The following is an 11,659-nucleotide window of genomic DNA, read 5'->3' on the forward strand; positions in this document are numbered from 1 at the left end:
GAGGGTAATTATGAAAATAGTAATTGATGGAATGGGTGGAGATAATGCACCTAAATCTAATGTAGAAGGCGCAGTAAATGCTATAAAAGAATATAATGTTGATTTAATAATCACAGGAGATAAAGATTTATTAGAAAAGGAATTTTCAAATTATGAATTTGATAGAAATAAACTAGAGATAGTTCATACTACTGAGATTATAGAAAATGAAGATAAACCAGTAAAGGCTATAAGAAGTAAAAAAGATTCTTCTATGGTAGTAGCATTAAACCTCGTAAAAGAAGGAAAAGCAGATGCTATAATATCAGCTGGAAATACAGGAGCCTTACTTGCTGGTGGATTATTTGTTGTTGGTAGAATAAAAGGAATCGATAGACCTTGCTTATGCTCAGCAATACCAAATGTAAAGCGAGGAATGACACTTATAGCAGACTGTGGCGCAAATGCAGATTGTAAACCTAAAAATCTAGTTGAATTTGCAGCTATGAGCAATATCTATGCAAGAAAAGTTTTAGGTCTTGAAAATCCTAAGGTAGCATTAGCAAATGTTGGACTAGAAGAAGGCAAAGGCAATGATTTAGTTAAAAGGTCATACGAAGAAGTTAAAAAATTAGATTTAAATTTTATAGGGAATGTAGAAGCTAGAGAAGTTATAAATGCATACACAGATATAATCATATGTGATGGATTTACAGGTAATATATTACTTAAGTCTGCTGAAGGTGTAGCTCTTTCAGTTATGAGCCTTATAAAGGAAACTTTTATGGCTAGTACAAAAAGTAAAATAGGAGCATTACTTATAAAGGATGATTTAAGAAAATTGAAGAGTTTTATAGATTATTCTGAGTATGGTGGAGCTCCACTTTTAGGTTTAAATGGAGGCGTTATAAAAGCTCATGGAAGCTCTGATGCCAAAGCTATAAAGAATGCTATAAATCAAGGCATTAAATTTGCAAAAGGAAAAGTTGTTGAAGATATAAGTCAATTTATAAGCAAATATAATGAAGAAAATAAAAATAACGAAGATGAATAAACTCGTTTTGGAGGTTTAATATATAATGAATACAAAGGCTGGAATATTGGGAGTAGGAAGTTATTTACCTGAGAAATCATATGATAATTTTCACTTCGAAAAGATAATGGATACATCAGATGAGTGGATAAGTACTAGAACTGGTATTAAGGAAAGAAGATTTGCAGAAGAATCTGAAGCAACTTCTGACCTAGCATCTAAAGCTGCCCTAAAAGCGATAGAATGTGCAAAGTTAAGTGTAGAGGATATAGAGTTGATTATATTAGCAACAATTACTCCTGATATGTCTTTGCCTTCAACTGCATGTATAGTGCAAGATGCAATAGGAGCAGTGAATGCTACTGCATTTGATATATCAGCAGCTTGTTCTGGATTTGTATATGGAGTAACTATTGCAAAGCAATTTGTAGAAACTGGTTGTTATAAGAATGTACTTGTAATAGGAGCAGAAACTTGTTCTAAGTTTTTAAATTACGATGATAGATCAACAGCAGTATTATTTGGAGATGGTGCTGGAGCAGCTGTTATTGGACCTGTAAGTGAAGGTGGAATACTATCTACTCATATGGGTTCTGATGGTAAAGGAAAAGATTGTTTAAAAGTACCTGCTGGAGGTTCAAGACTTAAAGCAAGTAAAGAGACTGTAGAAGCTAATCTACATACAATAGAAATGGCAGGTAGTGATGTATTTAAATTTGCAGTTAGAAAGATGGCAGAAACTTCTTTAATAGCTCTTGAAAAAGCTAATTTAAATACAACTGACATAGACTATTTAATACCACATCAAGCTAATATAAGAATCATACAAGCTTCTTCTAAGAGATTAGAACTTGATATGAAAAAAGTTTATGTAAATATAAACAAGTATGGAAATATGTCTGCTGCATCTATACCAGTAGCATTAGATGAAGCTTACAGAGAAGGTAAGATTAAAAAAGGAGATAACGTAGTTTTAGTTGGCTTTGGTGGAGGTCTAACTTGGGGGGCTTCAGTTGTCAAGTGGACTTTATAGTAGAAAATATCTAAGATGCTTTAATTGACAAAATTAACTTTATATTAAGAGTAAGGTTGATTAATAATAAAAAGTTTACTTTTATGATTTCAAGTGAAGGAGAATTGTATGAATAAAATTTGCAAAATATTAAATATAAAATACCCAGTTATCCAAGGGGGAATGGCATGGGTAGCTACTGCATCATTAGCAAGTGCTGTATCTAATGCAGGAGGGCTTGGAATAATAGCAGCAGGAAATGCACCAAAAGAAGCTATAAAAAAAGAAATTATTGAGTGCAAAAAATTAACAGATAAACCTTTTGGGGTAAATGTAATGCTTATGTCACCATTTGTAGATGATATAATGGATTTGATTATAGAAGAAAATGTTCAGGTTATTACTACTGGAGCAGGAAATCCTGCAAAATATATGGATAGATTAAAAGAAGCTGGAACAAAAGTTATTCCTGTAGTGCCAACAATAGCTTTAGCTCAAAGAATGGAAAAGTTAGGGGCTACAGCAGTAATAGCTGAAGGTACAGAAGGTGGAGGACACATAGGAGAGCTTACTACTATGGTTTTGGTTCCACAAGTTGCTGATGCTGTAAGCATACCTGTAATAGCTGCTGGGGGCATTGTAGATGGTAGAGGTATTGCTGCATCTTTTGCATTAGGTGCTAGTGCAGTTCAAGTAGGAACTAGATTTATCTGTAGTGAAGAGTGTTCTGTACATTCAAACTACAAAAACTTAGTAATAAAAGCAAAAGATAGAGACGCGATTGTTACAGGAAGAAGTACAGGTCATCCAGTAAGAACATTAAAAAATAAATTATCAAAAGAATTTTTAAAGATGGAGCAAAATGGAGCTACTCCTGAAGAGTTAGATAAAAAAGGTACAGGTGCTTTAAGATTTGCAACAGTAGATGGAGATATCGAAAAAGGTTCATTTATGGCAGGTCAAAGTGCTGCTATGGTAAAAGAAATAACACCTTGTAAAGAAATTATAGAAACTATGGTAAATCAAGCAAAAGAGATTATGCCAGCAATAGAACTGTAAATCAGGAGGAGTAAGATGGGAAAAGTAGCACTAGTATTTCCTGGTCAAGGCGCTCAATATGTAGGTATGGCCAAGGATTTATACGAAAATAATGATGTTGCTAAAAATGTAATAGATGAGGCTTGTGAAGTCTTAAAAATAGACTTAAAAAAACTTATGTTTGAAGGCAATGAAGAAGAACTTTCTAAAACTGAAAATACTCAACCTGCTATGGTTACACATAGTGTAGCTGTATTAAAAGCAGTACAAGCTCAAGTAGATTTAAAATATAGTGCATGTTTAGGCTTATCTTTAGGAGAGTACAGTGCATTGGTTGCAGCAGATGCAATTGACTTTAAAGATGCTGTATGCTTAGTCAAAAAAAGAGGTAAGTTTATGCAGGAAACAGTTCCAACAGGTGTTGGGGCTATGGCAGCAATTTTAGGTCTAGATAGAAGTATATTAGAAAATGTAGTTAAAGATATACAAGGAGGTATTGTAGAAGTAGCAAATTACAATTCTCCTGGTCAAATAGTTATATCTGGTGAAAATGAAAAGATAGAAGAAGCAATGGTGAAATGCAAAGAAGCAGGAGCAAAAAGAGCTGTTAAATTAAATGTAAGTGGGCCTTTTCATTCATCAATGCTAAAAGAAGCTGGAGTAAAATTAGGCAGTGAGTTAGAAAAAGTTAACATAACTAAACCTAAAATTGATGTAGTAGCAAATGTAAATGCAGATTATTATAAAAGTGAAGGGAAAGAACTACTTATAAAACAAGTAAGTTCATCTGTCCTTTGGGAAGACTCTATAGAAAGACTTTTAAACGATGGATATGATACTTTTATAGAAATGGGACCTGGAAAAACTTTAAAAGCATTCATCAAGAAGATAGCTTCTAACAAAAAAGCAAGTGCGAATATTTATAATATAGATGGTATAGATTCTCTTAATGAATTTGTACAAAATTATAGAAATGGAGAGATATAATGATAAATCTTACAGGACAAGTAGCAGTTGTTACTGGTGGCTCTAGAGGTATAGGAAAAGAAATAGCAAAAAAACTAGCATCTTTTGGGGCTGATGTAGTAATCAATTATACTTCTAAAGAAGATGAAGCACTAAAAACTAAAAATGAAATAGAAGGTATGGGTGTAAAGTGTACTTCTATAAAATGTGATGTGTCTAAATCTGAAGAAGTAAATCAAATGATAGATTCTGTTATAAAAGAATTTGGAAAAGTTGATATATTGGTTAATAATGCAGGTATAACTAAAGATGCTTTGCTTATGAGAATGAAAGAAGAAGATTTTGATAGAGTTATAGATATAAACTTAAAAGGTGTCTTTAATTGTACAAAAGCAGTTACTAAACCTATGATGAAAAAGAAGTATGGAAGAATAATAAATATGACTTCAGTAGTTGGAATTATGGGTAATGTAGGACAAACTAATTATTGTGCATCAAAAGCTGGTGTGATTGGATTTACAAAAGCTTCTGCAAGAGAATTGGCATCAAGAAATATAAATATAAATGCAGTAGCACCTGGATTTATAGAAACAGATATGACTAAAGTATTAAGTGATGATGTAAAAGAATCAACACTTGCAAACATACCAAAAAAATCTTATGGTAAACCAGAAGATGTAGCAAATGCTGTAGCATTTTTAGTTAGTGACATGTCAAGTTATATAACAGGACAAGTTATAAATGTAGATGGTGGAATGGTAATGCAATAATAAAAAATAATAATTTAAAAAGTAGAGAAATCTATTAAAATAAAAAATCTTAGGAGGTACACAATGTTTAATAAAGTTGTAGAAATAATAATAGAGCAATTAGGAGTAGAAGATAAAGAAATAACTATGGAAACATCATTAATGAAGGATTTAGAAGCAGATTCATTAGATGCAGTAGAAATAATAATGGCACTTGAAGATGAATTTGGTATAGAAATACCAGATACAGAAGCAGAAAACTTCAAATCTATAGGAGATATAGTTAAGTATATAGAAGCTAATAAATAGTCGAGCTTTAAAAAAGTGGAGGTATCCGATGAATAAAAGAGTAGTAATAACAGGACTTGGATGTGTTACGCCGTTGGGAACGGGAAAAGATGAGTTCTGGAGCAACATAAAATCTGGAGTATCTGGTATAGATAAAATAACTAATTTCGATGCTAGCACATATCAAACTCAGATAGCAGGAGAAGTTAAGAATTTTCATCCAGAAGAATATATAAGCAAAAAAGAATTGAAGAGATTGGATAAGTTTGCTCAATTTGCAATAGTATCTGCAAAATTGGCAGTTGAAGATGCAAACCTTGATTTAGATAAAACTGATAGAGAGCGTGTTGGTGTTATAATAGGTTCTGGAATAGGTGGAGTTGAAGCAATAGAAACTCAACATAAAATTCTTTTAGAAAAAGGAAATAAAAGAGTAAGTTCACTTTTTGTACCTATGATGATAGGAAATATGGCAGCTGGTCAAGTATCAATATTTTTAGGAGCAAAAGGACCTAACACTAATGTATGTACAGCTTGTGCATCAGGAACTCATTCAATAGGTGATGCTTTTAAAGTTATACAAAGAGGCGATGCAGATATTATGGTAGCAGGAGGTTCTGAAGCTGCTGTAACAGGTCTTGCATTTGCTGGATTCTGTAATATGAAAGCTATGTCAACTAGAAATGACGACCCTAAAACTGCATCAAGACCATTTGATAAAGACAGAGATGGATTTGTAATGGGAGAAGGAGCAGGTATTGTTATCTTAGAAGACTTAGAACATGCTTTAGCAAGAGGTGCTAAAATATATGCAGAAGTAGTTGGATATGGTTTAACTGCTGATGCATATCATATGACAACTCCAGCTGAAAATGGAGAAGGAGCAGCTAGGTCTATGAATATGGCTTTGAAAGATGGAAATGTTCCATTAGAAGAAGTGGATTATATAAACGCTCATGGAACTTCAACTTATTATAATGACTTGTATGAAACTATGGCTATAAAAACTGTATTTGGGGAAAAGGCATATGATTTATGTGTATCATCAACAAAATCTATGACTGGCCATTTATTAGGAGCATCAGGTGCTATAGAAGCAGTTGTTTGTGCTATGAGTATAGAAGATAGTTTTGTACCTCCAACTATAAATTTACAAGAAGTTGGTGAAGATTTGGATTTAGATTATGTTCCAAATCAAGGTAAAGAAAAAAATGTTAGATATGTACTATCAAATTCTTTAGGATTTGGTGGACATAATGCTACAATTGTATTAAAAAAATATGTATAAATAAATCATATATATTAAATTTAAAGTCTCCTAAACTATTTTAGGGGACTTTTTTATTGAGATTTAATTCTAGCATATGTTGTAAATCATTTTGATATATTGTATTATTAGGTATTAAGAGGTTATTTATATATATGTAAGTTTCCATTCTACAATATACAGAAGGAGGACTAAAATTTTGAATTTTAGACTACCAAAGAAAAGATTACTAAAAAGTATAATTTTTATAGGTGTAATACTTATTAGTATTATTTTGTTTATAAATTACGACCAAAGTGGACTGAAAGAAAGAGAAATTATAAATAAGGGAAAGTATATGTCTGAAAGTCTTGTGTCAGACAAGAAGTACAATGAAGCAAAAAAATTGGTTGAAAATTCTTTTGAAGCTATACCTGAAAAAAAATACAATAAAGTATATGATGAAGTGTGGAATATGTTAAAGACCATTTCATCTGTTCCAGATGGAACGAAGATAGTCATTGATTCATTAGAAAAAATGAGAATGTCAGATGAAAAGTTATCTGATGAGTGTAGATTTAATATAGAAAAAAGACTAGCATCAGTGTATATAATGGATAATAATTATTCTAAAGCAGTAGATTTAACTGTAAAATCTATAAAATTGGCTGAGAAATTAGGGGATAATTATGAAAGAGCAAGACTAGATGTTGATTTGGCGAGCATACTTTTAAAGGTAGGTGCATATGAGAGAGCAGAGAAATTAATAAAAGATTCTTTTAAGATAGATGTTTATGAAGGTGAGAAAAATGGAATGGTTAGATTATATGCTCTTATAAATCTAGCAGAAATATATGTAGAATTAGGAGAATATGATAAAGCTATTGAAACTTGTAATAATGTAGTGGACTATAAAAAATTTGTAAATACAGATGATTACAATGATTTTGAGATAATGGCATCAATAATGAAGGCAAATGCATATATAGGAAAAAATGATACATCAAAGGCAAAGTCTTCTTTAGCAAGAGCTGATTCTCTTATAAAGTCTGATAAAACAGTTCATATATTAGATAAAGATATGTATTATTATATGGCAGTGGGGAATTTAGAATATAAAAGTGAAAATTATGATTCTGCATCAGATAATTATAAAAAAAGTTTAGAAATATCCACTAAAAGAAAGTTAACTCAAGAGAAAATAAAAAACTTAGAGAAAATATTAAATATATATGAAAAACAAGGAAATGTAAATGCTGTAAATAAATATCAAAAGATACTAATAAATGAATATAAAGAGAACAAAAGTATAAGAGATTCGGAGACCAGTTTCTATATAATTGATAAAGTATCAAATGAAAGTGCATTATTTGAAAAAACTAAAAAAGAAATCAAATATTATAAGATATTATTTACAGTGATTATAATTGCTATATTAGGGTCTACTTTTTTATATAATAGACTCAAATATTTTAAAGCACAAAATTTACATGATGGTCTTACGAATGTTTATAATCGAAAAAGTTTTGATATTATGTATGAAAAATACAGAGAGAAAGACAATAATTTTGCACTTGTAATGATAGATATTGACAACTTTAAACTTATAAATGATAATTATGGGCATAAATTTGGAGATATTGTTATAAAAGGTATAACGAATACTATCTCTGTTATGTTGGAGCAAGAAGATAAAGTATTTAGGTATGGAGGCGAAGAGTTTTCTGTGCTGATAAGAAATAAATCTGGTGAAGAAGTAGTAAATATAATTGATAATATAAGAATTGCAATTGCCAATAAAAAATGGGGTGAAGATGTAACTGTAACTATAAGTGCAGGTGTAGCTCATATTTTTGATAGTAAAAATGTACTAGAAGAAGCTGACAAAAATTTATACAAAGCAAAACAACTTGGTAGGAATAAAGTAGTGTATAAGTAATTATATACTATATAAATAAGAGGTATAAGCATGAAACAATCAATAGCTATAGTAACTGATAAAATAACCAAATTATCATCTTTCTTAGAAGAAAATATACGTTTAGTTTTAGGCAATTACATTGATATAAATCATTATTATTTAGAAAATTTAAAAGATGATGATAAAATACAAGGTGACTTTGTGCTGGTAATGACTGATGATAGATTAAATAGTATGAGAAAACATTTGGTACAAGATAGCAAGATTATAGTGGTAAGAAGAACTCTTAAAGAAAATGAAATTTATGGATTATTTTCAATCCCAAATGGAACAGAAGTATTGGTTGTAAATGATACTAAAGAAACCACTTTAGAAACAATAAGTTTATTTTACAAGATAGGAGTAAAAAATTTAAAGTTCACTCCATACATTGAAGGAAAAATTTATAAAGACATAGATATAGCTATAACACCTGGAGTAAAAGAAAGAGTACCAAGTTATATAAATAAAGTAATTGACCTTGGGAATAGATATATTGATATATCTACTTTTATAGAAATAATAAATGGACTTAGAATTGATGTTAAGGAAATACGTAAAAACTTAATGGCTTATTCTGAACGTTTAATAAGTCTAGATAATGGAGTCAAAGATAATTATAGACAATTGTTTCTAAAAATGGAAGAACAAGATGTCATATTAAACTTATCAAAAGATGGAATAATATTTACTTCAGCAGATGGTGTTATAAATACGTTTAATAAAGAAGCTTTAAAGATTTTAGGGATAAATGAAAATCCCCAAAGTAAAAACATAGAAGAAGTTATATCTAAAGATTTAAGTATTCTACTTGGAGACAAAGAAATAGTTGATGAAGTAGTATTTACAAATAAAAAATATATAAATGTAAATAAAAAAAATATATTTTCTATGGGGAATAAAGCTGGTATATATTATAATTTACAAGAGATAACATATATAAAAAAATTAGAACAAAATCTCACTAATAAATTGAGAGAACAAGGACAAATAGCCAAATACACATTTAAAGATATAAAGACTAAAAATAAAAATATGATAAAGTGTATAGAATTGGCTAAAAAAATATCTAAATCAGACCTTTCTGTATTAATAATAGGGGAAAGTGGTACTGGTAAAGAATTATTAGCTCAATCCATCCATAATACCTCTAATAGAAGTAATCAACCATTTATAGCAGTTAACTGTGCAGCGGTTCCAGATAGTTTATTAGAAAGTCAGTTGTTTGGATATGAAAAGGGTTCTTTTACAGGAGCTTTAAAAGAAGGAAAAAAGGGGCTCTTTGAACTTGCAAACAATGGGACTATATTTCTGGATGAAATAGGAGATATGCCTCCATTGTTGCAAACAAAATTACTTAGAGTACTTCAAGAGAAGCAAGTTATGCCTATAGGTTCTCATAATGTTATAAATATAGACGTTAGAGTTATAGCAGCAACAAATAAAAACTTACCAAAGATGATTAGAGAAGGTAAATTTAGAGAGGATTTGTATTATAGACTGAATGTATTGCCAATAGATGTGCCATCGTTAAAAAATAGAAAAGAAGATATAATAACGCTTATGAATTTCTTTTTGAAACATAATATAAGGCTTTCACCTGAAGTTGTAACTATTTTAGAAAAATATAATTGGCCAGGAAATATAAGAGAGTTACAAAATGTCGCTTCTTATGTAAGTCTAATGTGTGATAGTATGGTCTTTAAAGATGACTTACCACCATATATAAAGACAGATATTTCTAATTATGAAGATGGATTTGGTTATACCAAAAAAGAACTTGAGGATATATTAAGAGTCTTATATGAAAGAAGAGATTCAGCTTCTGGAGTTGGAAGAGGATTTATAATCGAGAAACTTACAGAGGAAGGAATTGAGATTTCTGAAAATAAAGTTAGAAAAGTGTTATCTTATTTAAGTGAGTGTGGATATATATCATCTAAATCTGGTAGATGTGGAAGTCAACTAACTCCAGAAGGTATAAATCTTTACAATAAAATGACTTAAGTATATTGATATTAAAATAAGCTATTCTGGACATAAATATTTGAATAAGTGCAAACTTTTACACTTATAAAATTTAAACTATATTATAGTAGATATATAATGTTATACATTTTAAAGGTTTTAAATTAAATATTAATAGGGTGAAAAAATAGGTTTAGATAGGTAATAGGTTATTATAAAATAACCCATTACCTATTTTTATTTTCCAAAAGATTGTATATAAGATAAACAATAAAAAATATAGTCAGCAAAAGCACTGAAAATACTAGATAAAAAATAAATATAAATAATTATAAATCTTGGCATGTATATTGCTAATTATAGAGATAAGACGACAAAATAATTGGGAGGTTTAGTTATGAAATATAAAACAACAGGGACTTGTGCTACAGAAATTGAATTTGAAGTAAAAGAAAATAAAGTTACAAATGTAAATTTTATTGGTGGATGTGATGGAAATTTAAAAGGACTAAAAATATTAGTTGAAGGTATGAATATAGAAGATGTAATTAAAAAATTAAAAGGAATTGAATGTAAGACAAAACCAACATCTTGTCCAGATCAACTTTCTCTAGCATTGGAAAATTATATAAATATAAAATAAATACACAAAACAATCGATTAGTTAGGAGCTTGATTATGAAACCAATAATAGGGATTTTAGGAAATTTAATAATAATGGAGAATGGAATGTTTCCAGGTCTTGAAAGGTCATATGTAAATAATGATTACATAAATGCTGTACTAAAAGGTGGAGGTAGTCCAGTTATAATTCCAGTAAATACAGATAAAGAAGTTATAAAAAAACAGATTGAGATGGTTGATGGAGTTTTAATATCTGGAGGTTGGGATGTTAATCCTCAATTATATGGAGAAGAAACAAGAGAAGAAACCACATTTATATATCCAGAAGTGGATGAGTTTGATTTAATAGCTATAAGTATAGCATTAGAACTTAAAAAACCTATATTAGGTATATGTAGGGGGCTACAAATATTAAATGTAAGTTTAGGAGGAACTTTATATCAAGATAATAATCTTATAGAAGGAAGTTATATAAAACATACACAATCTGCAAAGAGATATGTAGCTACTCATAAAGTAGATGTTAAAGAAGGTAGTATTTTAGAAGGAATCTTAGGAAAACAATTACTTACAAATAGCTATCATCATCAAAGTGTTAATGAGCTTGGAAAAGGATTAAAAGCCATAGCCTATTCAAAAGATGGTATAATAGAAGCTATTCAGAAAGAGGATGAAAATTTTGTAGTAGGAGTACAGTGGCATCCAGAAATGATGGTAGAGTACTGTAACAAGATGGAAAAATTGTTTGAATATTTTATAAATATTTGTTCAAATTTATAATATACCTTGGGGGGAT

Annotated in this window: 11 protein-coding genes; all 11 read left to right on the forward strand. The window is 29.8% G+C overall.

The window, feature by feature from the left end; genetic code table 11:
* Positions 1-10 precede the first annotated feature (10 nt).
* The 11 genes from plsX (at position 11) to ACTG46_RS05955 (ending at position 11,643) form a co-directional block, all read left to right on the forward strand.
* A complete protein-coding gene (plsX, locus tag ACTG46_RS05905) occupies positions 11-1,033 on the forward strand; it encodes a phosphate acyltransferase PlsX (protein WP_054269689.1) in 1,023 nt (340 codons plus the stop codon).
* Positions 1,034-1,058: 25 nt separating this feature from the next.
* Positions 1,059-2,045 carry a beta-ketoacyl-ACP synthase III gene (locus tag ACTG46_RS05910; protein ID WP_054269690.1) on the forward strand — a complete coding sequence of 329 codons (987 nt, stop codon included), beginning with the start codon at positions 1,059-1,061 and terminating at the stop codon, positions 2,043-2,045.
* A gap of 108 nt (positions 2,046-2,153) precedes the next feature.
* Positions 2,154-3,083: an enoyl-[acyl-carrier-protein] reductase FabK gene (fabK, locus tag ACTG46_RS05915; protein WP_054269691.1), complete on the forward strand. Its 930-nt coding sequence runs from the start codon at positions 2,154-2,156 to the stop codon at positions 3,081-3,083.
* Positions 3,084-3,098: 15 nt separating this feature from the next.
* Entirely contained in the window at positions 3,099-4,049 is a 951-nt protein-coding gene (gene fabD / locus ACTG46_RS05920) for an ACP S-malonyltransferase (RefSeq protein WP_231300538.1), read from the forward strand.
* Complete coding sequence (fabG, locus tag ACTG46_RS05925; RefSeq protein WP_054269693.1) at positions 4,049-4,798, forward strand: 3-oxoacyl-[acyl-carrier-protein] reductase; 750 nt, start codon at positions 4,049-4,051, stop codon at positions 4,796-4,798. Before fabD ends, fabG begins: the two co-directional genes overlap by 1 nt.
* Positions 4,799-4,861: 63 nt before the next feature.
* The gene (gene acpP, locus ACTG46_RS05930) at positions 4,862-5,086 is read left to right on the forward strand and encodes an acyl carrier protein (protein ID WP_003419132.1); all 225 of its coding nucleotides are present in this window, start codon (positions 4,862-4,864) and stop codon (positions 5,084-5,086) included.
* A 28-nt stretch (positions 5,087-5,114) separates the two neighbouring features.
* Positions 5,115-6,353 carry a beta-ketoacyl-ACP synthase II gene (gene fabF / locus ACTG46_RS05935; protein ID WP_074178858.1) on the forward strand — a complete coding sequence of 413 codons (1,239 nt, stop codon included), beginning with the start codon at positions 5,115-5,117 and terminating at the stop codon, positions 6,351-6,353.
* 178 nt (positions 6,354-6,531) lie between these two features.
* The gene (locus tag ACTG46_RS05940; RefSeq protein ID WP_479923753.1) at positions 6,532-8,250 is read left to right on the forward strand and encodes a diguanylate cyclase; all 1,719 of its coding nucleotides are present in this window, start codon (positions 6,532-6,534) and stop codon (positions 8,248-8,250) included.
* Positions 8,251-8,280: 30 nt separating this feature from the next.
* Positions 8,281-10,278, forward strand: a complete 1,998-nt coding sequence (locus tag ACTG46_RS05945) for a sigma 54-interacting transcriptional regulator (RefSeq protein ID WP_167639699.1) — start codon at positions 8,281-8,283, stop codon at positions 10,276-10,278.
* A 358-nt stretch (positions 10,279-10,636) separates the two neighbouring features.
* The gene (locus tag ACTG46_RS05950) at positions 10,637-10,882 is read left to right on the forward strand and encodes a TIGR03905 family TSCPD domain-containing protein (RefSeq protein WP_054269697.1); all 246 of its coding nucleotides are present in this window, start codon (positions 10,637-10,639) and stop codon (positions 10,880-10,882) included.
* A 35-nt stretch (positions 10,883-10,917) separates the two neighbouring features.
* Complete coding sequence (locus tag ACTG46_RS05955; protein ID WP_074178860.1) at positions 10,918-11,643, forward strand: gamma-glutamyl-gamma-aminobutyrate hydrolase family protein; 726 nt, start codon at positions 10,918-10,920, stop codon at positions 11,641-11,643.
* Positions 11,644-11,659: the final 16 nt, after the last annotated feature.

It is taken from the genome of Clostridioides sp. LIBA-7678 (genome assembly GCF_056716065.1).

Coding starts and splice junctions, on each gene's coding strand:
- plsX (WP_054269689.1), top strand. CDS start 11: ATGAAAATAGTAATTGATGGAATGGGTGGAGATAATGCACCTAAATCT.
- ACTG46_RS05910 (WP_054269690.1), top strand. CDS start 1,059: ATGAATACAAAGGCTGGAATATTGGGAGTAGGAAGTTATTTACCTGAG.
- fabK (WP_054269691.1), top strand. CDS start 2,154: ATGAATAAAATTTGCAAAATATTAAATATAAAATACCCAGTTATCCAA.
- fabD (WP_231300538.1), top strand. CDS start 3,099: ATGGGAAAAGTAGCACTAGTATTTCCTGGTCAAGGCGCTCAATATGTA.
- fabG (WP_054269693.1), top strand. CDS start 4,049: ATGATAAATCTTACAGGACAAGTAGCAGTTGTTACTGGTGGCTCTAGA.
- acpP (WP_003419132.1), top strand. CDS start 4,862: ATGTTTAATAAAGTTGTAGAAATAATAATAGAGCAATTAGGAGTAGAA.
- fabF (WP_074178858.1), top strand. CDS start 5,115: ATGAATAAAAGAGTAGTAATAACAGGACTTGGATGTGTTACGCCGTTG.
- ACTG46_RS05945 (WP_167639699.1), top strand. CDS start 8,281: ATGAAACAATCAATAGCTATAGTAACTGATAAAATAACCAAATTATCA.
- ACTG46_RS05950 (WP_054269697.1), top strand. CDS start 10,637: ATGAAATATAAAACAACAGGGACTTGTGCTACAGAAATTGAATTTGAA.
- ACTG46_RS05955 (WP_074178860.1), top strand. CDS start 10,918: ATGAAACCAATAATAGGGATTTTAGGAAATTTAATAATAATGGAGAAT.